Origin of the sequence: Alistipes sp. AM16-43, from assembly GCF_003435745.1 — a bacterium.
Classification (GTDB): Bacteria; Bacteroidota; Bacteroidia; order Bacteroidales; family Rikenellaceae; genus Alistipes; species Alistipes onderdonkii.
On the sequence record NZ_QTUQ01000003.1, the window covers coordinates 240,721 to 267,543 of the forward strand.

A 26,823-nucleotide genomic window follows, 5' to 3' on the forward strand; every position below is an offset into this window, starting at 1 on the left:
TCCTGCGGTGACAAATCAATGAAAAACAAGAGAGAAAAAGATATGAAAAACAGATTTGCAGATACGGGGAAATCCTATGCAGGGTATTTTCTGCGTTTCGTGTTCTGCCTGGTGCTGACGGCGTCTGCGTTGTCCTCACAGGCGCAAAGCCGCAATCAGGTGAGCGGCAAGGTGACCGACACGGCCGGCGAGCCGCTGATCGGTGCCACCGTGGTGGTGGTCGGCACGACGACGGGTACGACCACGGGCATCGACGGAAGTTACACGATCAATGCCGCGGCAGACAGCCAGCTGAAATTCTCGTTCATCGGCTATGCCGAGCAGACCGTGAATGTCGGGGCGCGTTCGGTCATCGACATTGTCATGGAAGACGACAGCCAGGTACTCAAGGACGTCGTGGTGATCGGTTACGGTACGATGGAAAAGAAGTCGGTGACTTCGTCCATCACCTCGATCAAGGGCGATGACCTGACGGCCGGCATGGGAGGTTCGACCATCGCCACGGCGCTCCAGGGCAAGGTTCCGGGACTTACCATCTCGGGCAGCGCCAGCCCCAACAGCAGCAATGATTTCCAGCTGCGCGGCATCGCGTCGGTCAATGCCAGCCAGAGCCCGCTCGTGGTTATCGACGGCATCCCGGGCGGTGACATGCGGGCGATCAACCAGGAGGACATCGAGTCGATCGACGTGCTGAAGGATGCTTCGGCGGGTGCGATCTACGGTACGCGTGCCGCCGGCGGTGTGATCCTCATTACGACCAAACGCGCCAAGCAGGGCAGCGTGACGGCCAACTATACGGGCGAGTTCTCGTTCGAGACCGTCCGCAAGTACCCCGAGCTGCTCTCGTCGAGCGAGTATATCGAGTACGGCCTGGGCGAGGACTACGGCGCCGATACCGACTGGTATAAGGAACTGACCAACGATGCGCCCTTTTCGCAGCGCCATACGGTGAGCATTGCCGGCGGTACGGAGGTGGCTCAGGTCTATACTTCGTTCATGGCCCAGAACCAGAAGGGTATCGTCATCGGCGATAACCGCAAGGACTATTCGGGGCGTATCAACGCCCGGTTCAACCTCTTCGACGGCGTGGTCGAGGTGCGCGCCAACGCCCAGTTCCGCGAGGCCGAGCGCGACAACCGCAACTCGTCGGGCATCTTCAAGATGGCCTTCGGCCTCAATCCCACCATTCCGCTCTACGACCCGGCCAACCCCTCCAAGTACAATGTGGTCGGCAACGGCATCTCCGGCACGAGCTTCAACCCCGTGGCCGACATCATGCTGCGCACGAAAAACGGCAAAGACCAGTGGCTGCTGGCCGACGCCACCGTGAAGATCAACCTGATGAAGGGCCTCTCGCTGCAGGGAACCGTGGGTATCGACAAACGCCAGTACCAGGAATATACCTACGTTTCGCATGACCACAAGGAGTCGATCGACAACAGCCGCCGCGGCGGTGCGTCGCACAAGTTCAGCAAGGACAACCGCGTTTCGGTCGAGGCCTATGCCAACTACCACCGCGTATTCCGCGAAGACCATACGCTCGACGTCGTGGCCGGTTACAGCTTCTGGCAGGCCGGCGGCGAGGATTTCAGCATGTCGAACTACGATTTCCCGGTCGACGGCGTCGGCCCGTGGGACATGGGCGTGGGTTCGTACCTCACGGACGGCCGTGCCTCGATGGATTCGAACAAGGATCCCCGCGAGCGCCTGCTCTCGATGTTCGGGCGTGCCAACTATTCGTATAAAGACCGTTACATGGCTACGGTGAGCTTCCGCCGCGAGGGTTCCTCGAAGTTCGGCGTGAACAACCGCTGGGGTAATTTCTGGGCCGTTTCGGGCGGCTGGCGTCTCTCGAACGAAGCGTTCATGCGCGACGTCGGCTGGATCAGCGACCTCAAGGTGCGCCTGGGTTACGGCGTCACGGGTAACAACGGCTTCGGGAACGGCTACACGACCCGCATGTACAAAGCCAACGACATGTGGCCCACCAACGGGGTCTGGCAGCCCGGTTACGGTTCGATCCGCAATATCAACCCCGACCTGAAGTGGGAGGAGAAATCCGAGCTCAACTTCGGTCTCGACTTCTCGCTTTTCAACGACCGCCTCTGGGGTAAGTTCGACCTCTACTTCCGCCAGGTCGACGACATGCTCTATTCGGTCAATGCCCCGATGCCCCCGATGGTACACGATACGGTCATGAAGAACATCGGCAGCCTCGAGAACAAGGGTTGGGAGTTCGAACTGGGCGGGGACATCGTCCGCAGCAAGAATTTCCGCTATACGTCGACCCTGCGCCTGTCGCATAACAAGACCAAGATCAAGAGCATGGGTGACGACGGGTTCTTCCTCGACGAAGTGACCTTCCCCTCGCCGGGCAACCCGGGTACGGCCGTCCGCCTGCAGAACGGCCTCGAGCTGGGGCAGTACTTCATCTACAAGTACGCCGGGCTCGACGAGAACGGCAAGTGGATGATCTACGACAAGAACAACGAGATCGTGCCGGCCACCGACGGCAGCACGTCGAACCTCGTGGCCGAGAACAAACATTTCGTGGGCAATGCGATCCCCAAGGTCATCCTCTCGTGGGATCACACGTTCAAATACAAGAACTGGGATCTGTCGATCTTCCTGCGCAGCTGGCTCGGGTACGATGTCTTCAGCCAGGTGAACATGTACTACGGCCTGGCCAACGATTCGCAGCTCAACGTCCTCAAGTCGGCCTACACGCGCAACCGTAACATCAAGGACGAGAAGATCCTCTGCGACTACTGGCTCGACGACGGCTCGTTCCTCAAGATCGACGCCATCAACCTCGGGTATACGTTCAACCTGCGGAAGTGGACGCGTTATATCCAGTCTGCGAAACTTTACCTGACCATCCGCGACGTGGCCGTATTCACCGACTACAACGGCCTCAATCCCGAGGTCAACATCAACGGCCTGTACCCCGGTTTCGAGTATGTCAACAACACCTCGACGATGTACCCGCAGACGACCCGTTTTACGCTGGGCGTGCAGTTAAACTTCTAATTCCAAACCGAGAACCATTATGAAACTGAAACATATAATTGCCGTGACGGTCGGGGCTGCCGCCCTCTGCGCGCCTTCCTGCGACCTCGACGAGAAGTTCTACTCGGAAGTCACACCCGATACGTTCTTCACCTCGCCCGAAAGCACCTATGCCGTGCTTTGCCGTCCTTTCACCCACTGGAAATGGTACATCGGTGCCGACCGGTGGTACCTCCAGGAGCTGACCACCGACGAGATGGTGTGCCCCAAGCGCGGCAGCGACTGGTATAACAGCGGCGAGTACTACCGCCTGCATTACCACACCTGGTCGCCCGACGACCGCTTCGTCGTCAATACCTACGACGGTACGACCGGGGGTATTTCGCGTGCCCTGGAAGCCAAGTCCGACCTCCAGGGGGTCGATTACAACGCCATCGGGCTCAACGACGCCGTCAAGGCCGACCACATCAACCAGCTGAATGCCATCACGGCCTACTTCTACATGCGCGGCCTCGACTATTTCGGCGGCATGCCCATTTACTACTCGGTGGACGACGACCTGTGCGCCCGCAGCACGGCGCGCGAGACCTACGCCCATATCGAAACCCTGCTCAAGGACGCCATCCCCGCCCTGTCGAAGAAAACGACGCTCGGCGCTTCCGAAGACGGTTACATCAAGCAGGCTGCCGCCGCGGCGCTGCTGGCCCAGCTCTATTTCAATGCGGTGGCCTACATCGGCGAGGAGCATTTCGACGAGTGCGCAGAGATTTGCCGCGACATCATCGGCGGTGTCTACGGCACCTACGAGCTGGACAAGACCTGGTACGGCCCCCACTGTTTCGACAACAACACCTCGCCCGAGGTGATCTGGACGGTGCCTTCGGAGAACTCCAAAGTCGAGTGGAACTGGTATTTCAAATATTTCTACCATTATTCATCCTACGAATATTTCGGTATCGAGACCGCAGGCTACAACGGTTTCATGCTCACGCCGTCGCTCGATCCCCAGGGACGCTACTACACGCAGTGGAAACTGGGCAATCCCTACCAGAAATTCAACGACAAGGACTTGCGTAAAAAGCCCTACCGTTACCTGGGTAGCCGCAAATACGAAGGCATGTTCCTCGTCGGCGACCAGACCAACCCCAACAACCCTTCCCAGCAGTGCCTGGGGCAGAAGGAGTATAGCGGCAAGGTGATCAACTTGGTCGACCAGGTCGCCCGTTTCTCGGAAGTGGGCACCAAATACAATTCTGTCGCCGAGCTTACCTCGACGATGGCCGACGGCGAGGAGAATTCGGGCGTACGCCTGGTGAAGGCGCCGCAGCCCAACCTCGACGACAAGCTGCTGCGCTGGAATCCCGATTGCCCGGTCATCCGCCTCTCGGAGATCTACTACATGCTTGCCGAGTGCGAGCTGCGTGCCGGTGACAAGAAGACGGCTGCCGGCCTGATCAACCAGGTTCGCGGGCGCAACTTCGAGGGCGGCGCGGATCCCAACCCCGTGACGGCCGACAACCTCGACGAATACCGTATGCTCGACGAATGGATGATCGAATTCCTGGGCGAAGGACGCCGCCGTACGGATCTGATCCGCTGGGACAAGTTCGTGACGGAATCCTGGTGGGATCATACGCCGCTCAACGACAAGAACAAAAACCTGTTCCCGATCCCCAACTCGGCGATCTCGGCCAACAACCTGATCGAGCAGAACCCCGGTTACTGATCCCCGGCGATCCCGGGGGATCCCGCCTGTCTGGGGCCCCGGGGCAAGATATGAATTTTAAAAAACCGAAAAAATGATAAAATACATCAAATATCTGTTGGTCTTCCTGCTGGCCACCGGCTTCGTGGCTTGCAGCGAGGACGAAGGCGCCCAGATTCTCGGCGGCCTCTACGAAAAGGTGGACATCACCCCCGAGCCCGGCATGAACCTCGTGGGCCGTGTCACCGACGGTGCCGGCCCGATCGAGGGCGTGGTCGTGAGCGACGGCGTCACGGTGACGACCACCGACGCCCAGGGCATCTACCAGATGCGTGTGAAGCGGAACGCCCCGTTCGTATTCGTCTCCGTCCCCGCCGAATACGAAATTCCGGTGGAGAACGGCATGCCGAAGATCTATAAGAAGATCGCCATGGGCGACAACGACGTCGTGCAGCGCAGCTTCAAGCTCGAACGCACGGGCAAAAAAGAGCGTTTCACCCTGCTGGCGCTGGCCGACGTGCAGATCGGCCGCGACGACGAGGTGACGATGCTCGACGAGGAGGTGTTGCCCCTGCTGATCCCTTACGTGCAGCAGGAACTGGAGGCTCCCGTTTACGGCATTTCGCTGGGCGACCTGGTCTGGGACAACATGCCCTTCCACGAGGTTTACAAGCAGCGTATCCGAAAGATCGGCGTGCCCGTTTTCCAGGTCATCGGCAACCACGATCACAATAAAGCCATAACCGTCGATGCCGATGCCGATGCCAGCTTCGAGGCGGCGTTCGGCCCCACGTACTACTCCTACAACATCGGCGACTGTCATTTCATCGTGCTCGACGACGTGCTCTACACCGGCTCGTCCTCTTATACCGCCGACATCACGGACGAACAGATGGCATGGCTGGAGCAGGATCTGAAATATGTCCCCAAGGACAAGCTCATCATCATCGGCCTGCATATCGCCACTTCGCGCCGCAACCGTCCCACGAGCCATGTCGCCGATTACAAGGAGCTTTACGCCCTGCTCGACGGCTATAATGTCCGGATACTTTCGGGACACTCGCACAACAACTATACGACCACGATTTCCGAAACCATCGAGGAGAATACGCTCGGAGCGGTGATGGGTGCCTACTGGAACGGCGAGGAGCTGTGCAACGACGGCAGCCCCCGCGGTTACGCCGTCTATGAGATCGAGGGCAACCGGATCAGGAACTGGTACTATAAGGGCACTGCTTTCCCGCGCGAATACCAGATGTACCTCTATGGCCCCGGCGAGGCGGTTTCCGAAAAATACCGCGACGGCCTCATCCTGAACATCTTCAACTGGCATACCACCTGGACGGTCGAGGTGCAGGAGGATAATGCCGGCTGGGTAACGCTTCCGTCCGATTCGAACCTCAGGTACGAAATGGATCGCCGCGCTTACGACTTCATGTTCGGCGACACCAAACCCGAGCATCGCCCGACGGCCGAACCCGAATCCAACAACGACCACATGTTCTACTACAAACCCGCGTCGGAGTCTTGGGGAACGGTCACGGTGAGGGCTTCCGACCCCTACGGGAACGTATATACCGAGAGCATCCGCAACGAATAGGCCATATATGAAAACACGTTTCTCCGCACTGCCCGTTCCGACGGTGCGGAGAATTTTTCAACCATATCCCGATCATGAAACATCCTTTTCTGATTTTTCTGCTCTTCCTGTGCGGCGGGTTTTCCGCCGTCGCACAGCCTTCGGGCAACCCGCTCGTTTTCGGCGAGAACCGCCTGACGCTCATTACCCCGACGCTGTTCCGACTCGAATTCGCACACGACGGCAAATTCATCGACGACCCTACCTATTTCGCTTACGACCGGGGCAGCCTGCTCCCCGCGTCGGAGTTCAGGGTGCGGGAGCTGGGCGGGAACCGCTACGAGATCTCCACCTCGGCCCTGCGCATCGTCTACGAACACGACGGATTCCCGTTCGGGCTGCATAACTTTGCGGCCTACTACAAGCTCAACGGCAAGGAGAAGAAGTTCACCAACCGCTGTATTTTCCGCAACAACCTTGGCGGCCCGGTCGAGACGCTCGACCGCGTTACCGGGGAGATCCCCATGCAGGACGGCCTGCTGAGCCGCGACGGCTGGTACGTGATCGACGACGAACGCTCCGACCTGCTGGTCGACGGCTGGCTTTGCCCGCGCGATACGAAAAGCCATGTGCAGGATCAGTACTGTTTCGTCTACGGCAACGACTACAAGGCCGCCCTTGCCGACCTGGGCGCCATCAGCGGCCGCGTTCCCATGACCCGCAAATACATCCACGGCGTCTGGTACTGCCGTTACTGGGACTATACGTCGGAGGAGTTCCTTTCGATCATCGACGGCTACGAGGAGAACGATTTCCCGCTCGACAACCTCGTCTTCGACATGGGTTGGCATACCTACGATGCCAAGATCGGTACCGGGCATGCCGGCAGCCGCAGCTGGACGGGCTATACGTGGGAGCGCAAACGCATTCCCGATCCCGGGGCGCTGATCGCCGAGGTGCACCGCCGCGGCGTCACCGTGTCGCTCAACGACCATCCCCACGACGGCATACGTCCCCACGAGGAGATGTACGCCGCCTTTATGGCGGACATGGGGGCCGACCCCGCCCACCCGCTGCTTTTCGACCTCGGCGACCGGAAATACATGGAGACGTTTTTCAAACATGCGCACCATGCCACCGAGGATATGGGCGCCGATTTCTGGTGGCTCGACTGGCAGCAGAACTACCTCTATCCCGAGGTGCGCGGCTACCGCTCCACGTCGTTGCAGTGGATCAACGAGCTCTACTACCGTCAGACCGAGCGCAAAGGGCTGCGCGGCGCCGGTTACAGCCGTTGGGCGGGTTGGGGTGACCATCGCCATCCGATCCAGTTCTCGGGCGACGCCCAGGCCAACTGGGCGCTGCTCGCATTCGAGGTCAAACTCACCTCGGCCAGCGGCAACGCGGGCTGTTACTACTGGGCGCATGACATCGGCGGGTTCCGCGGCGATCCGAACCCCGAGCTGACGGTACGCTGGACGCAGTTCGGCGCCCTTTCGGCCGCCCTGCGCGTACATTCGACCAAGGACGCGCGGCTCGACCGCCGTCCGTGGATCAGCGGCGAGCGCGAAACGGCCGCCATGCGCCGCATGTACCACATGCGCTCGGAGCTGATGCCCTATATTTACAGCAGCGTATGGCAGACCCACTCGACGATGGTGCCGCTCAACCGGCCGATGTATATCGACTACGGCAGCGACGAACGCGCGTATGAAAACGAACAGGAGTTCCTTTTCGGGGATATCCTGCTCGCCGCCCCGATCGCTTCGCCGGGCGAAGGCGCGGACAAGACAGCCTCGCAGAAGGTCTGGTTCCCGGCGGGCGACGTGTGGTACGACTATTTCACCCACGAACGGTTCGACGGCGGGCAGGAATGCCGCATCGCCAAGCCGCTCGAAGAGTTCCCGCTCTACGTCCGGGGCGGTTGGGTGCTGCCGATGCAGCCTTATACGCCGCGCCCCGCTTCGACGCCGCTCACGACGCTCGTCCTGCGCGTTTACCCCTCGGCGGGCGATGCCGACAATACCTATACGCTCTACGAGGACGACGGGCTTAGCCGCGATTACGAACGCGGCATCCATGCCACCACAGAGCTCAACTACCGCCGTGCGGGCGATGTGACGACCGTCACCGTCCGTCCCGCCGCCGGCAGCTACCGGGGGCAGGAGCCGCGCCGCGCCTACCGGCTCCAGCTGCCCGCCGCCGGGGAGTTCCGCCGGGTGAAGGTCAACGGCCGCACGGTGAAGCCCGTGTTCGACGGGCAACTGGGGTGCCCGGTGGTAGAGGTGCCGTCGACGGACATCCGCAAGGAGGTGAAGATCGAAATTTTCGGATAATCCGCCCGGAGCCGGTGCCCGGGAGGCGGTTCGCGTGTCCACCACGGACGCGGGAACCGTTTTTTTTGTAAATTTGTATCCAAACCGTCGAGCCGATGAGAAAGCTGAACATTTCCCCCCCCCGCCTTGTTTTTATGGCCGGTGTAGCCCTGCTCTGTGCGTGCCATAAGAGCGAAAACGAGCAGATATTCGATAAACTGGATCGGGTTATTGCGAAAAAGTATCTCTATGAGGAGCGTTTCGTCCGCCATGCCGATTCGTTGCGCCGGGAGCTCCGCGCTGCGGGCGACGACACGCTGCGGTGGCAGACGGCCAACCGCCTGTTCGATTCCTATATCACCTACAATATCGACACGGCCGCCCGTTACGCGGGGCTGATGCACAATTACGCCGACGCGACCGGCAGCCGGGAGATGAAATTCCTTTCGACGACATGCGATGTTTCGGTGCTGATCGCCCGCAACAACATCGAAGAGGCCTACGAACGGATCCTTTCCCTCGATACGGTCGGCATCACCCGGCGGATGCGGGCCAGCTATTATACCCAACAGATGGTGGTGTTCGGGCGGCTCGCTTCGGGCGACGGGTCGGAGGCGCGGCGGAAGGTCTATGCCGATTCGCTTTTCAGGCTCCGCCACACCCGGATCGGTTTCGACGGTCACTCCCGTGTCACGCGACAGCGGATGTATGCCCTCGAACTGATGGATCTGAACCGTTATGACGAAGCCCTGGAGGTTTTGCTGCCGCTTTACGACCCCGCGAAATACAACAGCCGCACGCTGGCCCGCATCGCCTACAATATTGCCAACGCCTATTATCTGCTCGGCGACGTCGAACAACACAAATACTGGCTCGCCACGGCGGCGATCTGCGACCTGCAAACCCCCGTCAGGGAGTACCTTTCCCTCTATAACCTGGCTCTGCTGATGTTCGAGCAGCAGGATATGGAGCGTGCGGCGCGCTATATCCAGTGTACGATGGCCGACATGCTTGCCTGCAATTACAACACCCGTATCCTCCACTCCAGCCAGGCCGAGATGATCATCAACCAGGCCGTCGTTTACAGCATCAATTCGCGCAGCCGTATCCTGACCGTCATGATCAACATTTTCATGGGGCTGTTCGTCATCATCGTGCTGCTGCTCATCCATACCCTGCGGCAATATGCCAGGCAGCGGCGCACCAACGCCCAGCTTTCCGCGGTCAATGCCCAGCTCAGCGAACGCAACGAACAGTTCCGGCAACTGAACGACTGCCTGCGCGACGCCAACAAGATCAAGGACAACTATGTGTTCCGCTACATGCTCCTGGCCACGCAGTACCTCGGTCGTGTCGGCGAATACCGGGGCGAGCTGCTCAAAACCGCGAAGTCCGAAGGCTCCGAGGCGCTGATGCGCAAGCTGCGCTCGCCGTCGGACGTCGACCGCGACTACCGCGATTTCTACCGGATCTTCGATGAGACCTTCCTGGGTATCTTTCCCGATTTCGTCGAACAGGTCAATGCGCTGCTCGAGGAGCCGGCGCGGTTCCCCGTGCGGGCCGACCGGACGCTCCCTACCGAGCTGCGTATCCTGGCCGTCATGCGCCTCGGCATTACCGACAGCGGCCGCATCGCCGGTTTCCTCAACTGCGCTTCGGCGACGGTCTATACCTACCGCACCAAGCTGCGCAATTCGGCCCTCGGTTCACGCAGCGATTTCGAGACCCGGATCAAGCTTATCGGCCTCTGACGGGTCGGTGGCGGGTTCCCGAAGGGCTTCTGAGGGCTTTTTCCCCGGCCTTTACCGAGCCTTTACCGAGCTTCTGACGGCCTTTTGCCGAGCCTCAGCCGGAATTCCGCCGGGTCTTTGCCGGGCTCCCGACGAAGTGTGCCGCAAGGTGGTGGCACACTCCTGCCGCAAGCCCGGCACAATCCCGGCGTTTACTCTTCCCCGCGCACGATCACATAGTCGCCGGGCGTGAGCGACATCCCGCCGAGCCCGTCGAGGACGCCTGCCTTCTGCCGCCTGCCGTCTGAGATGCGGTAGAGCGTATATTTACCCTCTTTCCACGCCTTGAGCCCGATGCTCATCGTGTTCGGCGTGTCGTAGTCAAGCGCGCTGACCTTCGTCTGCAGTCGGCTGTCCCACGGCTCCCGGAGCCATCGGTGGTTGGGTTCCAGCGTGACGAACAGTTCGCCGTCCCGCTCGTCGATGAAGTAGATGCCCGTCCCGGTGTAGGTCACCAGCGGCGAACTGCCTACGCCGACGATGCTCCTGACCCCGTCGCTGACATTGAGCGGGCACCATTGCGTCACGTCGCCTGAGTGGTAGAATTTTTCCGGCGAGGAGAAGATGCTCACGTCGCGGCTTTTCGAGATGGCGAAGTTGCTACCCAGTTGTTCGTTGACCAAACGGTCATACATTTGTCCCAGCGGGGTGGATTTGTAGATTTCGCCCGCCACGATGAAGCTGGCGGCTTTTTTCGGCGTGCACGTGAGGCTCAGGAAATGCGAACCGCAGTGGTAGGGGGCGTATTCCTGCATGGTATACGTCCACATTGAGGCGCACTGCACGCCCAGCGCCCGGAAATACTGCGCCTGTATGGGGTAGAGATAGGCGCTTTGGTTGAAGAAGGTCTCGAACTCGTAGACGGTCTTCGCCTTGCCGGCGTATTCGGGGAGCGTCATCCACCCGTAGCCATTCACGTCGTCGAAATACTGGTTGAACCAGCCCGAATAATCCTGCGACGTGAGGTCTTTGGGATTGCTCCAGTAGTCCTGCGGCACGAGATCCTGCCCCGGATAGTTGCAGCAGGCCACGGCTTCGGCCTTCGAGGCGAGGGCGCCTTTGAAAATATCCGGGTTGCCGTTGCGGTAACGGTGCCAGTTGTGGCTCCAGACGACGGGCTGCTGCGCCCCGGCCTCCCGGATGACGTCGTACATGCCGTCGATATAATCCCGGATAAGTTCCTGCCGGAAGAGCGCATACGAAGCGTCGTTGTCCTGCTGCCCGTTGCCGGCCGCCCAGGACTGGAAATCGGCGTAGGCGGCGGGGTTGGACTGTATGTCCGTATAGCTGAAGGATTCGGGTTCGTTGATCAGCTCCCACAGGGCGATGTGTTTCTCAGCCGCATAGGTCGTCCCCGAATAGTTGTTTTTGCGCGTGAGCAGCTGGCGGACGTAGTTTTTCGATTTCCGGACGACCTCCTTGTCGTGTACCCACTCCTGGCGGGCGGCGGTCATGAATACCGAATTGGGCACGTAGCCGCTGCCCATGTGGTTGATAAGGGCCAGCGTAATGTAAATGCCCCGTTCGGCAGCTTCGGCGACCATGTAGTCCAGCACGTCCAGGTAGGGCGTTTCGACCAGGTTTCCCTCCGCATCGGTGAAATCGGCGGGTGTCAGGTGGCAGCGGATGACCGAAACTTTGAGTTTGGCCACCTCTTCGAGGTTGTTTTCGGCCACGCGCCTGAGCGCCTCGGCCGTTTGGGGTATCCCGTGCCTCTTGAGGCGGTCGTTGTATTCCCAGCTCAGGCAGGGCTGGAAGTTGACACCCCATAACGAGAGCTCCCCGCCGTCGGGCGCATATATTTTCCCGTTTTGTACCGATACGTAATCCCCCGTCGCGGGTGGCGTCGGCGGCGTGGGCGGGTTGGGGTCGGGGGTCTGGTCGGTTCCGGAGTTGGAGCAGCAGGCCAGTGTCATCAGCAGGCCTATTGCAACGATAAAGCGTGTCTTGATCATGGTTCGGGTTTTTGTTGGTTTCGTTCCGTTTTCAAATATAGGTTAAATCCCGTACACCCCGGCCTGCAAGAAGGCCGGGGTGCCGTGCCGCGTTATTTTTCCCAGGCGAGTTTGGGGTAGCCGCCGCCCGCGCTGCCCAGCGTCCGCCAATAGGCGGCCGGGGTGTCGGCCGTGGTTCGCCATGCCTCATGCGTCGAGGGCTGGGGCCATGCGGCGCCGAATTTCGCATTTCCGGTCTGGCTGCCTCCGCCGCCTGCCGGGATACCTTCCAGGTCGCCGTTCCAGTAGCAGTAGGAGATGTTGCCCGAATTGTGCTCGCCGACGATTGCCCCGATGGCACTGTCGCCCGTCACCTGCCCGATGTGGTAGCAGGCCGTGATGGTTCCCTTGTGGAACCCGCAGATGCCGCCTGCCCCGGCCCATCCCGAGGTCTGGCTCTCTATCAGCCCGTCGTTGTGGCAGGCGATGATCTCGGCGTCGGTGCTTTGACCCGCGATGCCGCCCGAATTCCACTTGGCGCCTACCTTGCCCGCATTGTAGCACGAGCTGATCGTCGCCCCGGCGTTGAGCTGGCCGCAGATACCCCCGGCCTGCGACCCTTCGACCGTGACGGTGCCCGTATTGTAGCAGCGCGTGATGAGCGTGGCATTGTAGGTGAGCCCCGCGATGCCGCCGTTGTTGTCGCCTGCGCCCCACGGCAGGACGAGGTCGCCCGTGTTGTAGCAGTCGGCGATCTGGCAGTCGTCGGCCTGCCCCGCGATGCCGCCCGTCTTGCTGGGTTTGCCGCCGATGCCGCCCGTGTTGCCGCAGCCCGTGATCGTCCCTTTGCCGCAGTAGCCGACGATGCCGCCCGTGCCGTCCGACGGTACGGTGGCGTCGATGGTCAGCGTGCCCGTGTTCAGGCACTCCGATAGGGTGCCGTTGTTGTTGTACCCGCAGATGCCGCCCAGCGTGTTGCTGCCGCCGTCGGTTACCGATGCGCGGTTGGTGCATTGCTCGATCGTTCCCGTGTTCTCACCGCAGACCATGCCTGCATGCCACTGCCCCCTGAGTGCGCTGGCCGAGGCGATCACGACGTTGCGGATCGTCCCGCCGTTGGCTGCGAAGAGCCCGGCATTGCCGTTCCCGAGCGAAACCCTGAGGCGGGCGACGGTGAAGTTGCCGCCGTCGTAGATGCCCTCCAGTTTCGAGATCGGCGTCCACTCGGCGTCGAGCAGGTCGATGTTGCCCTGCTGGAGGTATTTGCGTCCCCGGCTGGCGTCGTCGAGGTCGATCATCTTCAGTTCGGCGATCGTGTTGACGGGGATGAAGCCCTTATCGTCCGCTTTGCGGAAGGCTACTTTCCCGTCGACGATCCGGAGGCTGATCTGGCTGCTCTCCTCCCGCCCGATCTCGTATTGCGTGCCGTCGCAGGAGATCCTGGCGACGATGCCGACCGGAACCCCGGCCTGCTGCATGGCCTCGCCCTTTGCATCGAGGGTGATCTGCGTGGGGCTGTCCGACCCGGCCAGGTAAACTTCGATGGTGCGGTTTTCCAGCCCTTCGATCCGGTAATGCGTCGGGGTCATGCCCTGGGCCGTACCCCCGGCTCCTTCGTCCCAACTGCCCACGCCGATGGTTCCCAGCGTCAGTTCGCTGCCGTTCAATACCAATGGTACCGTGTAGCGGTAATCGGCCAGGAACACCCCGTCGGTGGGGGATGCCGCCGCGCTGACCTCCGTCGTGCTGACGGTGCCGTTGACCGTGACCGAAACCCTGAACCCGGGTGTCGACGGCTCGATGATCGCCTGCCATTTGTTGCCGTTCCCGACGTGGCAGGCTTTGAGGCCGTCGACCGTGAGTGCCGTGGCGGCGATCGTGCCCAGTTCGAATTCCACCATGGTCTTCAGGTGCCGCATCGGGACGTTGGCCATCTCCCGCAGCGGTACCTGGGCGGGGTTGTCCCACCCCAGCTGGTCGGCGTCGATAAGTCCCTGCGCCGTACCGTCCTGGATGGCCGTGCCCTCCTTCCTGAGGATGATCCCGACGGGCTGGCGCTTGTTGTCGGGGAATACGACCGCCTCTCCGGCGGGGATCCATTTGCCGCCGTCGTATTCATACGTGGCCTGCATGCGTTCGCTGCCGCTGCCGAGCGTCACCGTCATCGTGTGCCCCGCACGGGTCGATGCCGGGCCCATCGTCGGGTCGTCGTCTCCGGTTTGGGCGCGTGAAACCTCGGCCATTTGGGTGCGGATGGAGATGCTTTCCACCGTCGTAGGCTCCGTCCGGCCCTCCTTTGCGGTGTCGTCGTCGGAGCATCCTGTCGCTGCCGTGCCCAGTGCGAGCATGGCCAGATAGAGGATATGTCGTTTCATGATAGGCTCTTTTATTTAGAAATTGATCTCGATCGTGTGGTTTTCCCCCGCTTTGAGGGCCGGCATCGTCTTGACGACGAAGTTCCGGGGACGCTCCTGGCCACCGATGGTGACCGTGCCGATGGCTTCGGGGGCTATTTCCGTATTACCCGGCAGCATAATCAACTGGGCATCACCGGTCTGAGGGTCACAGTAGGCATCGTACCCGGCGACCGAGAGCGCCGTGATCCTGCTGCCCGACATCGTGCCGGCGAGCGTGAATGTGAGCTTCGGCCGTTCGTGCCCCAGTGTCAGGGCGACGGCCTGCGCTGGGGCGACCTCCTTCAGCTCGGCCGAAAGCCAGTCCGCGGCGAGGAACGCTTCCTTCTCCCGCTGGTCTTTGGCGATGGCGCCGCCCTGTGCCTGGCGTACGGCCTCCTCCGGCCAGTATACCTTGACGGAGGACAGGGCGCTTCCGTCCACCGGGAAGTAGAGCACGTCGTCCGGGGTGGCGCCCGCCAATGTCCCGTCCGCATAGATATAGGTCGTTGTCCGGGCCTTTACGCTTACCGAGGCCCCCGCCATTCCCCGAAGGCCGAAGTAGTCGTCCGCCGAGTAGTTCGCCGCCGCCCGGCTTCCCGGGCTGATGCCTGCGATGCTGAGCCGGACGGGCATCGCGGCGTTGAAGGGTTCCTGCTCCGAGCAGGAACTTCCGGCCAGGAGCGCCGCCGCGGCACAAATGAGTAAGGATTGTTTCATAGTTTATCAGGTTTAGGTTGTTTCTCCCGTGGTGCGGTATAACAAAAATAGTCCGCCCGCCTGACTTAAATTATCCCGGAATTATCAAATATTAGTACGTTTCCGCCATTTGCCTTCCCGGCCCGGCCGCAAAGACCTTGCGTCTTGGCCCCGTGCGGGGTACGGAAACGAAAAAGCGACCGGAACCGTGTCCGGCCGCCTCTCCGTCCCTGCGGGTTCGGGCTATTTCCTGCGATGTTTTTCGGCGTACTCCTTGGGCGAAAGCCCGAAATGCTCGCGGAAACATTTGGTGAAATAGGAGTGTGAGTTGAACCCTACGCTGTACATGATCTCCGAGATGCGGGTGTCGCTTTGCGCGAGGTATTGCGCCGCCCGTTTGAGCCGCACGGTGCGGATGAATTCGTTGATCGACTCCCCGGTGAGCGCCTTGACCTTGCGGTAAACCTGCTGGTAGGAGTAGCGCGAAATCTCGCACAGCTCCTGTATGCCGAACTCCGAGTTGTCGATATTCTGTTCGATGGCCTTGACCAGCGTGTCGATGAACTTGTCGTTTTCCGATTCGATCTGGATTTCCGAAGGGTCGGTGAGCAGCTTCTGGCGGTATCGTTCGCGCAGTTTGATGCGCTGCTCGATGAGCGAGTTGACCCGCGTGCGCAGCGTCTTGATGCTGAATGGCTTGGCGATATACCCGTCTGCGCCTGCCGAATACCCCTCGGCGCGGTTCTCCTCGTCGCCCTTGGCCGTGAGCAGCAGGAACGGGATGTGGCAGGTGAGCAGTTCCGCCTTGCTGCGGCGGCACAGTTCGAAGCCGTCCATGCCGGGCATCATCACGTCGCTGACCACCAGGTCGGGGTAGATGTTTCGGATCTGCTCCCACCCGTCGTTGCCGTCGTGTGCCGTGTATATTTCGTACTGTTCTTCGAGGTTTATGCGCAGGAAATTCCGCATGTCCTCGTTGTCCTCGACGATGAGCACCTTCGGGTTGCGCTCGGCGGATCCCGCTTCGGGCTGCCTTTCCGCAGTCCCGCTGGCGGGTGCCGCCCCCGCCGGGTCGACCGGGAGCGTGAACGTGAAGGCGCTGCCCCGGCCCGGGGCGCTCTCCAGGGTCAGCGTGCCGCCGTGCAGCTCGACGAAATCCTTAGCGAGCATCAGCCCGATGCCCGTGCCCCGGATCGACTCGAACGACGGGTTGCTGCCCTGGTAGAACCGCTCGAAAATATGTTCCCGGTCGGCCTCCGTGACGCCTATCCCGGTGTCCGACACCTCGACTGCGGCGAACCGTCCTTCGTCGCTGCGGCGCAGCGAAACCGTGATGCCGATATGTCCGTTGTCGGGCGTGAACTTGAAGGCGTTGGAAAGCAGGTTGTACAGCACCTTCTCGACTTTGTCGCTGTCGAACTGGAAGGTGAGCTCGGGTTCGGAGGCTTCGAAATCGTAGTCTATTCCCCGGCGTTGCGCCTGATAGGCGAACGATGCGTAAATCCTGTGCACGAACGAGACGAACTCGCCCGTGCTGGGGTTGAGTTTCATCTTCCCGTTGTCGAACTTGCGCAGATCCATGATCTGGTCGATCAGCCGCAGCAGCCGTTCGCCGTTCTGCCGCATGAGCGAGAGCTGCTCCAGCTGGCGCTTGTCCCGGATCTGTTCCCCGAGGCTCTCTATGGGGCCCAGGATGAGCGAAAGCGGGGTTTTGAATTCGTGCGATACGTTGGTGAAGAAACGCATCTTGACCTGGTTCAGTTCTTCGGTCTTCATGCGTTCGAGTTTTTCGAGCCGGAGTTCCGAGAGGAGTTTCATTTTGGTGAGCGTCAGGTTGTAGGCTACGACGATCACCACGGCGACCAGCACCCCGTAGATCAGGTATGCCCACCAGCTCAGCCACCAGGGCGGCAGGATGCGCACCTCGATCCGCGCCGTGCGGTCGCTCCATATCCCGTCCGAGTTGCAGCCCCTGACCGTGAAGAGGTACCTGCCCGGCGAGAGGTTCGAATAGGCGGCGTAGTTCTGCCTGCCGCCCGTCATCTGCCACTCCTTGTCGTACCCTTCCAGCCGGTAGGCATACTTGTTGTTCGACGATGCGAAGTTGAGCAGCGAAAAGTAGAAACGGAACGAATTTTCGTTGTGCCGCAGCCGCAGCCGGTCGCTGTGCAGGATCGAGCGTGGCAGTACGACGCGTTTGCCGATCCGGTGTCCGGGGCGCACCTCCTTGTTCCACAGGCTGAACGATGTGACGACCGTCGGCGCCTTGTCCTCGTTGAGCAGGATCGCGTCGGGGTGGTAGCGGATGTAGCCCCCGTCGCCGCCCATGTAGATATGGCCCTGCGGGCCGATGAAGAAGCTGTTGTAAATCAGTTCGTCGATCCTCAGATCCCGGTTGAGGTCGCAGACGATCTTGTTTTTCCGCACCGGGTCGTACATGATGAGCTTGTTGGTCGTGGCGGCCCAGATGCGGCCGCGGTTGTCCGACGTGAGCGTGCGGATCGACTGCGAGAGGTCGAGGTCGTTGTCGAAACGCTCGAACAGCCCGCTCGCCGGGTCGAGTTTGCAGAGGCCCCGGTCGGTGCCCGTCCACACATTCCCCTTACGGTCAACGTGGATGGTGTAGATGCGGTTGCTTATCAGGCTGCGGGGGTCGTCCGTGCGCACCTTGTACTGTATGAAGCGGTCGTTGCGCTTTTCGTATTTGAACAGCCCCTCCTGCGTGGCCGCGAACCAGATGTTGCCCTTTGCATCCACGTCGAAATAGCCGATGTCGCAGTTGTCCGAGTTGATGATGCCGCTGATGAGCCGGGTCTTGTAGCTCAGGTGCGAGATCCCGCCGTCGGGGCGGTAATGCGGGGTGATGAAGCAGAGTCCGCTGCTGATGTTAGTCACGATGTCGTGGTCGGCGTCCTCCTTGATGTCGTAGATATATTTGAGCGAGAAGTTCTGGTTCGAGTGCTCGGCGCGTACGAAACGGTCGCGCGCGGCATCGTAGTAGTCGATCCCGTCGTTGGTTCCCAGCCACAGGGTGCCGTGGCTGTCGCGGATAAGCCGCTTGGCGATGCTGTGCGAAACCCCTTTGTCGGCCATGTAACGCGTGTATCCCGCGTCGCGTCGCGTGCTGTCGTACCGCAGGACGCCTTCGTTCGTGGAGAGCCACAGGCTGTGGTCGGGGGTGCCGAGCAGGTCGTTGACGATGACTTTGCGTTCGGCCCCTTTTCTGTCGTTGGTCAGGCGGACGCAGTCGATCTTCTTGCGTTTGAGGTCGAGTTTGGCCAGTCCGCTGTCGGTGCCGATCCAGACGATGTTCTGCCGGTCGCGGAAAAGCGTGCGCAGCGAGTTGTTGGGCAGCGACGTCGGGTCGGACAGTGAACTGTAATAGGCGCTGGCCTGATGGCTGCGGGTGTCGTAGAGCGTGAGCCCGTCGGCCGTTGCGAGTAGCAGATGCGTGTCGTCGTAGCTGAGGATGCTTTTTATGTCGTTGTCCGTAAGTCCGCCATCTTCCGCGCGGAGGGTTCCGAGCGGCCGCTCGGGATGCCGGATGTCGAGGACGACCAGGCCGCTGGAACTTCCGACGTACAGCAGGTCGGGGGTGTTCTCCGGGATATACAGCGCGTTGACCAGGTTGTTGTAGGTGTCGTTGGGCAGTTTCCGGCTCCGGGTTTCATAGCGGACGAAACTGTTGTCCGTGGGGTTGAAGCGGTAGAGCCCGTCGAAGGTGCCGAGCCACAACATCCCGTGCCGGTCGGCGCAGATGCTGCGGATTTCGTTGGCCATCCGGTCGAATGCATCGGGTACCAGTACGAAATAGTTGATATAGCGTTTCCGCAGGTCGAGGCGGATCAGCCCTTCGAGCGTCCCGACCCACATCACCCCTTGCGGATCGTCGTGGATGCAGCGGATGCGCAGGTTGTTGAGCAGCCGCAGCGAGTCGTTGTCCGCATGGTATTTCACGAAACTTTCCGTCACGGGGTCGTAGAGGTCGAGCCCCTTCTCGGTGCCGATCCACAATTCGCCCGTGCGTGTGAGGTGTATGCAGTTGATGAACGAGGCGCTGACCGACGTCGAATCCCCGGGGTTGTAGCGGAACGTTTCGAAATTGTAGCCGTCGTAGCGGTTGAGCCCTTCGGCTGTCCCGAACCACATCAGCCCTGTACTGTCCTGTGCCACGGCGAAAACCATTTTGTCCGACAGCCCCGCGTCGATCGAGAGGTTGGTGAAATGGAGGTTCGTGACCTGTCCCCACAGGGGCAGCCAGCAAAACAGCAACAGTCCGGCAGCAAGGTGTTTCATCGGTCGTAATTTAAGGTGCTACGACAAATATACCTGTTTTTTGCATCATTCTGCCTGTTTGTCCCACAGGAAAACCGCACACTCTTCGGCTCCGAGCCTGACGGAGGCGCCTTCGGGCGACGCTTCGCCGCATAACCGGCGCGCCGAGGCGGGCAGCGGCCGCGAAAGCCCTATTTCGACGGTGTGCGGGCGTTTGTTGACCAGTACGGCCAGCCGTTGCGACGGAGACTCCATCAGACGCATCAGCACCCCGTCCGCCGGGCGGGAGAAGTGCAGCGGGGCACGGTCGATCTGCCCGCGGCAGTAGGTGCCGTAGAAATCCGCGACCCCTTTGTTGTCGCCGTGCCAGCCGCCCAGCTCGACGAGCGAGGGAAGCCACACGGCCTCGCCCTTGCCGTAGCGGTGGCGGGTGCCGACCACGTCGCCGCCGTGCATGGCGATCGCCTGCGCCCTGTCGGGTCGGAGTATTCCTTTCCACAGATGTGCGGGCAGGGTCGTGGCAGGGGTGTCGCATGCGATCGTAAAATAGGGTGCGACGGCCTTGTACTCGCTGATCTGTGCGCCGAAGCACCTGCGCAGCGGAAAGTCGTCCATCAGGATGCAGTGCATGTTCTGGTCGTAGAATCCGGTGAGCCCCGTGGCGATCATCCGGCCGCCTTTACGGACGAAATCGTCGAGCCGTTCCCATGCCCCCGAAGGCAGTGCCACGAGGTTCGTCAATACGATCGTTTTCCCCTGCGGGTCGCTCCAGTCGTAAGCGTCCATTTCGCAGACTTCGGGAACCACGCCCCAGGCGGCGATGGCTTCATAGGCTCCCGCGAGCGATTTCATGGTTGCACTGGCCTTGCGCCCTTCGTAACGGCCGTCGTCCGACACCGCCGCATTCTTTTGCTGCGTGCGGAGCGATTCGGTGTTGTAAAGGAGCGTGATGCCGCTCCGTACGGGCCGGGCCTCGCGGAAAAAGCTTTTGTGGGCTTTCGCCGTGCGGGCGACTTCCGAGGCCGCTGTCAGGCGGTCGCTCGGCCGCCCCTGGAAATCGAGCATACCCCATTCGCCGGCTTCGAGTGCCGACGCCCGCTGGTTCAGCGTCCAGAAGATCACCCCTTCGGCGCCTGCGGCGATACCCGTCCAGAGCCATTGCGTGATCTCCCGCGCCGTGGGGCAGAGTACCTCCCTTCCGCTGGCCGTGACATTGCCGCCCTGCATTTCGGTGATCCAGAACGGGTTTTTCCCGGCTCCGGAGCGGATGATGTCGGCCATGAGCGAGATTCCCAGCGGGTATTGCGCCCGGGTGAAATAACCGAAGTGCCAGCTCAGGTGCATCGACACGCCCAGCGAGGTCAGAAACCCTTCGTAGGCGGGGAAATCGTAGTCGGTGAGGTTGTCCAGAAGCTGGTGGGGATTGATGTGTTTGTGGTGCGCAGGGTCGTGCAGATCGACCTGCGATGCGATCCATCCCAGGTACCACGTCGTGAAATCGGTGTGGAACCGCTCTTGCGTGAAGTCGGCTTTCAGGTAGCCGTTGTCGTAGGCCGGAGTCTTCTGCGCGGCTTTCCAGCGTGCGAAAACCTCATCGGTCAGGTCGTTTCGCCCGGGCCCCGTTCCGCCCGTCCCCGGTTCGTTCTGCAACACCCAGGTGTCGAGGGCGGGATGCCCCCTGAAGTGACTCACGACGGCTTCGATGTAATCGGCGATTTCCAGCAGGTGGGCTTTCGAGCGGGGGAATTTGAATCCGCCCACGTCGCCCAGCTCGTCGGTCGGCGGGAAGAGCGTGGCGAAGAGTTTTACGCCGTGTTTCCCGGCGGCATCGAACGCTTTGTCGTAAAGCGTGAAATCCCACAATCCGTCCGGGCGCAGCATGTGCGCCCCGAACATCCGGATGCGTGCCGTTTCGAATCCGTGCTGCGCGAGTATCCTGAAGAACCCGTCGATCTGCTTGTCGGTCTGCCCCGGTTCGATGAACACCTGCGCCCCGATCTGCGGGTATTCGGTGCGTTGCGGGTAAAGGGGTTGGCACAGGAATCCCAACGCCAGTAACAGGATTATCTTTTTCATGGTCTATCGTTTGTTGCAAAGCCTCCGGCCGTTGCGGATTGCTTCGGATTCGTTGTTGCAGGGAAGTAGCGTGAATTTATAGGCATAGCGTTTTGCCAGCAGGCGGTACTGCTCTGAGGGGCGCGCATTCAGGCTCCAGGTATCGGTTCCCCCGACCCCGGCCTGTACGCAGTCTATGTTGACCGTCAGGGCATCCGGAAGCCGCTCCACTTCGGTGACGTGGCGTGCCCTGTCGAGCGCCTCCTGCGTGCAGTCCCATACCGACATGCTCAGGGGGCTGTCTCCCGCGATCTGGATGCCGTGCCCGTTGCCCTCCGTCAGCGTGAGCCAACGCACTGCGCAGCGGTTGCCGTTCTCCTGCGGGGTGATGTAGTCGTGCATGAAGTCCCCGGGCGTACCCCGGTAGAGGCCGAGCAAAGCACCGCACGAGCGGTCGGAGTAATTTTCCTGGGGCCCTTTGCCGAAGTAGGCCATCCTCCCCAGTGTATTGGGAACCCGGGTTCGGAGCCCCGCGCGCAGCGGTTCGGGCAACTGCCCGGCGATCTGCAGGTCGTATGCCACGGCCAGCGCCCCCGTGCCGTCGAGCGTATAAACCAGCGTCAGCCGCACGCTGTCGGGAACCCCCTTTTCGACACGCACCGTCCCTGCGGCTTCGTCGATGCGGATGCCTTCCGTCCGGATCCTTCCGGGCATCTCTTTCCAGCATCCGGCGATCTGCCCGACGCGCCATCCGCGCCAGTCGTTGTCGGTCGACGCCCGCCAGAAGTTCGGCCGCAGGGTGTCGCATACCAATGCCTTCCCGCGTACCGTATAGGAGACCAGGTAGCCGCTTCTGCGGTCGATTTCCGCCCGGACACCCGCGGCGCTCAGCACGATGCGCTCCCCGTCCTGCGAGACGGCCGCCCTGCCTGCGGCGGGTTTATGCGCGGGAGCCTTGTAGAAAGGCAGTCCGAACTGCTCTTGCGCAGCGATGTGCCCGGCCCCGGCGTAAGGGGTCGCCCGTTTTTCCCGGGCCTGTACGCGGAGCAGGTATTCGGCGCCGGGTTCGGGCTCGAAGGGGCGGAACCCGACGGTGGCCGGGGCGCTCTTGCCCGCGGGCGTCGTCGGCACGTCGAAACTGCCGCGTTGCAATACGCCCTTGTCGGTCGATATTTCCCAGGTGAAGTCGTAGCGGTCGGTCGGGGAGAAGAAATTACGGTTGTGTACGACAACCCTTCCGGCAGCAAGGTCGTCCGCCGTGAACCCGATGGGCTGGAATACGTATTTGCACTCCAGTGCCGCGGGCTTCAGCGTACGGTCGGGGTTGACGATGCCGTTGCAGCAGAACGCCGCGTCGTGATGCTCCCCTGCCGGTTCGAAATCCCCGCCGTAGGCCCAGTAGGTGCGTTGGCAGGTATCTTTTTTGACCAGCCCCTGCTCTGCCCAGTCCCAGATATGGCCGCCCAGCAGTCCCTCATGGCTGCGGATGACCGTCCAGTAGTCGTTCAGCCCGCCGGTCGAATTTCCCATCGAGTGAGCGTATTCGCACATCAGCACGGGGCGGTCGATCCGCGGGTTGAGGGCCATGCGCTCCAGCTCCCCGACCGTGGGATACATGCGGCTCACGATATCCACGTAAGCGGGGTCGGTCGGATTGCCGCCGTCCTGCGGCTGTTGAGGGGTGCCCGGCTTCCCGTCTGCGGGGGCGGCACTGGTGAATACGGCCGCCGAAGTGCGCCTGAGGGGTATGTAAAGCGGGCTCGCAGGTTGTCCCTGCGCCCCTTCGTAGTGGATCAGGCGCGTGGGGTCGTAATCCTTGGCCCAGCCGGCCGCCGCCGCGTGCGCCGGGCCGCATCCTGATTCGTTACCCAGCGACCACATGACGATGGAGGGGTGGTTGCGGTCGCGGACGACCATCCGGCTCACACGCTCCAGGAACGGGACTGCCCACTCCGGGTCGTTCGAGAACTTCCCGCCCGAACCGTGGCTCTCGATGTTGGCTTCGTCGATGACGTAAAGGCCGTAGCGGTCGCACAGTTCGTAGAAATAGGGGTCGTTGGGGTAGTGGGACGTACGCACGGAGTTGAAATTCAGCAGTTTCATTAGCCTTACGTCCTGTTCCATCCCTTCGCGCGTGACGGTCTTTCCCGTATATTGGTCGTGGTCGTGGCGGTTTACGCCGTAGAGTTTCACGGGGACGCCGTTAACCAGCATCTCGCGTCCGCGGAGCCGGACGTCGCGGAACCCGACCTTGCAGCTGCGCGATTCGGCGACCTGCCCGTCATCGTTGCGCAGGGTCAGCACGAGGGTGTAGAGCGCAGGGTTCTCGGCGCTCCATTTTTCGGGCGCCGCGATGCGCTGCTCCATCAGTGCGAAGTAGACGTTGTCGCGTTGCGGGTAAGCCTCCGACAGGATTTCTTCGACCGGTAGTCCCATTTCACGGCCTTCGGGCGTCCCGTCGGGGGCATAGAGTTGCGCCCGCAGATGCCATCCTGCCGCCGGGGTGCCCTCGCGCAGGTCGATCGTGGGGCGTATCTGCAACAGCGCGTCGCGCATGTCGCCGTCGAGCAGCGTCCGCACCCCGAAGTCGCCGATGGCCACATCGGGTTTTGCGGCAAGGTATACTTCGCGGTGTATGCCCGCCATGCGCCAGTGGTCGGCATCTTCGAGGTAACTGCCGTCCGTCCATTTGAAAACCTTCACGGCGAGCGTGTTCTCGCCCGGTCGCAGCAGGCCGGTGACGTCGAATTCCGAGGGCAGGCAGCTGTCCTCGGCATATCCTGCCAGGGTGCCGTTGACCCAGACGTAATAACCCGAGTATACGCCCCCGAAGTGCAGCACTACCCGGTCGCCTTCCCAGCTTCGGGGTACGGTGAACTTTCGGACGTAGCATCCCGTCGGGTTGTCGCGTGTGATCGACGGCGGCCTGAACTCGAACGGATAGGGGATGTTGGTGTATATCGGATACCCGTAGCCCTGCATCTCCCAGCACGAGGGAACCTCTATCTCGTCCCAGTCTCCGAGGTCGGCGCCCGGTTGCCAGAACCCTTCGGGGCTTCGGGCGGCGTCTTCCGCAAAACGGAATTTCCAGACGCCGTCGAGCAGCATCATCCGTGATTGGGCGCGGTCTCCCGCCAGTGCATCCTGCGGGGTTTCATAGGAGTAGGAGGTGGCCCGGGCGGGCAGGCGGTGCAGGGCGTTGACGTGCTGGTCGGCCGGGGCGTCCCACCCGTCGGCGGCTGTTGCGGCGCCGTATGCAAGCGTGCACAGGAGGATTGCCGTAAGTCGTTTCATAGTTCGGATAAGGTGAGTTTTCGATGAAACAAATATAGGAATACTCCACCCGCCGGATTTGCACGGATTTATCAAAAAATAACAGAAAACCGGCCTTTCGCCTCTCCTGCGCCGTTCCGACGAAAATGTGTTAGCATCTGCGGAACCGGTTATATTCCGTGCGCGGGGAATTTCCTACTTTTATCCTGTCGCTCAAACCTAAAGACTACGACCTATGAAACGACTCATCCTTTTGACCTGCCTCCTTGCCTTCGTGTCGGTAGCGGAGGCGTGGGCCAAGCGCCCCGGGCGCTCCTTCAGGCGCTCTTTCGTCCAGGTAAGCGCCCGGGATCCCCGTTATTTCTGCCTTTCGGACGGGCAGCCGTATATCCCCGTGGGATGCAACATCGCCGCGATGGGGTCGGTTGCCGACATGGAACATTACCTCGGGGAGATGCACCGCCACGGCGCCAATTTCGGCCGCGTGTGGCTCAACACGGGCCTCTTCGAGATCGAAACCCGTTACGGCGAGGTGGACACCGCCAAGCTCGTGCGCATCGACCGCCTGCTGGAGCTCGCCGACCGGTACGGCATCAAGATCAAGTTCTGCATCGAGAGTTTCCGCCATATCCGGCCGGGCGTGAACAAGTGGGACACCAAAGCCTCGTACCATACTTCCAACGGCGGCCCGTTTGCCGATGCCGACGATTATATCACTTCGCAGCGTGGTGAGGAGGAGTTCCTGCGCCGCGTGCGCATCTTCCGCGAGCGTTACGGCGACCATCCCGCCGTTTTCGGCTGGGAGCTGTGGAACGAAATGAACGCCGTGGAGACGCCCGAGGAGCACCTGCGCGCGTGGAATGTCCGTATGCTGCCGCGTGTGAAGGAGATCTTCCCGAAAAACCTGGTGATGCAGAGCCTCGGCTCGCTCGACCGGGAGTCGAGCTTCCCGATTTATGAATTCATCAACCGCCTGCCTTCGAACGAGGTGGCGCAGGTGCACCGCTATATCGACGAGGGTGCCGAACTGGCCGTGTGCGGCGCTCCGGTCGACAGCATGGCCTCCGATGCCATCGCCGTGCTGCGCGGATACGGCCTCCGCAAACCGATGCTGCTGGCCGAGTCGGGCGCCGTGAAACCCGTGCATACCGGCCCCCATCCTATATATAAGGTAGATACGATGGGTTCCGTGCTCCACGACGTGCTCTTCGCCCCCTTTTTCAGCGGGGCCGCCGGGCCGGGGCACCTCTGGCATTGGGATCACCATATCGACAAGCAGCATACCTGGTTCCAGATGGGGCGCTTCGCGCGTGCCGTCGAAGGTGTCGACCCCCTTCGCGAAGGGTTCGAACCCGTGCGCCGCGATACGGCGGGGCTGCGGGTCTATGTGCTGCGGGGCGAACACACGCTGCTTGCCTGGTGCCGCGATACGGTGAGCACGTGGCGGCACGAGCTCTCCGAACGCATTCCGGCACAGCGACTGTCCGGCCTGCAGGTCGACTTCACACCGCTGCTCGGCGGGCGCAGGGTGAAGAAAGTGCGGATCTACGACCCCTGGCGGGACGAGTGGGTGCGCGCGTCCCGCCGTGCCGACGTATCGCTTCCGGACTTCACGCGCTCGGTGGTCGTCCGGATCGAATATTGAAGCGCAGGAGGGTGGATGATGAAAACGGACAAATAAATGATAAATCCGTTCTTTATATCCCTGTTCCGTCTTCCTAAATTTGTTGTAACGAAAATCCTGAAGCATAACCAAACCTATCAGCCTATGAAAGAAAAAGACGCTCCGACCTTTT

12 protein-coding genes are annotated in these 26,823 nt (G+C 61.3%); 6 read left to right on the plus strand and 6 right to left on the minus strand.

The genetic code is table 11. The features are described from left to right. Nucleotides 1-42 precede the first annotated feature (42 nt). From DW189_RS07055 to DW189_RS07075, 5 genes are all read left to right on the plus strand, one after another. Entirely contained in the window at nucleotides 43-3,030 is a 2,988-nt protein-coding gene (locus DW189_RS07055; protein WP_117507291.1) for a SusC/RagA family TonB-linked outer membrane protein, read from the plus strand. A 19-nt stretch (nucleotides 3,031-3,049) separates the two neighbouring features. Next, entirely contained in the window at nucleotides 3,050-4,735 is a 1,686-nt protein-coding gene (locus DW189_RS07060) for a RagB/SusD family nutrient uptake outer membrane protein (protein ID WP_022332254.1), read from the plus strand. Between the two features lie 73 nt (nucleotides 4,736-4,808). After that, a complete protein-coding gene (locus DW189_RS07065; protein WP_117507292.1) occupies nucleotides 4,809-6,314 on the plus strand; it encodes a calcineurin-like phosphoesterase C-terminal domain-containing protein in 1,506 nt (501 codons plus the stop codon). A gap of 74 nt (nucleotides 6,315-6,388) precedes the next feature. Continuing rightward, nucleotides 6,389-8,629, plus strand: a complete 2,241-nt coding sequence (locus DW189_RS07070) for a TIM-barrel domain-containing protein (protein WP_117507293.1) — start codon at nucleotides 6,389-6,391, stop codon at nucleotides 8,627-8,629. Between the two features lie 95 nt (nucleotides 8,630-8,724). After that, on the plus strand, nucleotides 8,725-10,359 hold the full coding sequence (locus tag DW189_RS07075) for a DUF6377 domain-containing protein (protein WP_117507294.1): 1,635 nt from the start codon (nucleotides 8,725-8,727) through the stop codon (nucleotides 10,357-10,359). A 191-nt stretch (nucleotides 10,360-10,550) separates the two neighbouring features. Here DW189_RS07075 and DW189_RS07080 read toward each other — a convergent pair whose 3' ends face one another. From DW189_RS07080 to DW189_RS07105, 6 genes are all read right to left on the minus strand, one after another. After that, a complete protein-coding gene (locus tag DW189_RS07080) occupies nucleotides 10,551-12,353 on the minus strand; it encodes a hypothetical protein (protein ID WP_117507295.1) in 1,803 nt (600 codons plus the stop codon). 92 nt (nucleotides 12,354-12,445) lie between these two features. Beyond that, on the minus strand, nucleotides 12,446-14,707 hold the full coding sequence (locus tag DW189_RS07085; protein ID WP_117507296.1) for a hypothetical protein: 2,262 nt from the start codon (nucleotides 14,705-14,707) through the stop codon (nucleotides 12,446-12,448). 15 nt (nucleotides 14,708-14,722) lie between these two features. Continuing rightward, a complete protein-coding gene (locus DW189_RS07090; RefSeq protein ID WP_117507297.1) occupies nucleotides 14,723-15,445 on the minus strand; it encodes a hypothetical protein in 723 nt (240 codons plus the stop codon). A 222-nt stretch (nucleotides 15,446-15,667) separates the two neighbouring features. Then, on the minus strand, nucleotides 15,668-19,720 hold the full coding sequence (locus DW189_RS07095) for a two-component regulator propeller domain-containing protein (RefSeq protein WP_117507298.1): 4,053 nt from the start codon (nucleotides 19,718-19,720) through the stop codon (nucleotides 15,668-15,670). A 45-nt stretch (nucleotides 19,721-19,765) separates the two neighbouring features. Continuing rightward, the gene (locus DW189_RS07100; protein ID WP_232045697.1) at nucleotides 19,766-21,775 is read right to left on the minus strand and encodes a beta-galactosidase trimerization domain-containing protein; all 2,010 of its coding nucleotides are present in this window, start codon (nucleotides 21,773-21,775) and stop codon (nucleotides 19,766-19,768) included. Nucleotides 21,776-21,778: 3 nt separating this feature from the next. After that, the gene (locus DW189_RS07105) at nucleotides 21,779-25,048 is read right to left on the minus strand and encodes a glycoside hydrolase family 2 TIM barrel-domain containing protein (RefSeq protein ID WP_117507300.1); all 3,270 of its coding nucleotides are present in this window, start codon (nucleotides 25,046-25,048) and stop codon (nucleotides 21,779-21,781) included. A gap of 214 nt (nucleotides 25,049-25,262) precedes the next feature. On the opposite strand from DW189_RS07105, the gene DW189_RS07110 reads away from it, so the two are divergent. Next, nucleotides 25,263-26,672, plus strand: a complete 1,410-nt coding sequence (locus DW189_RS07110; RefSeq protein ID WP_117507301.1) for a cellulase family glycosylhydrolase — start codon at nucleotides 25,263-25,265, stop codon at nucleotides 26,670-26,672. Nucleotides 26,673-26,823 lie beyond the last annotated feature (151 nt).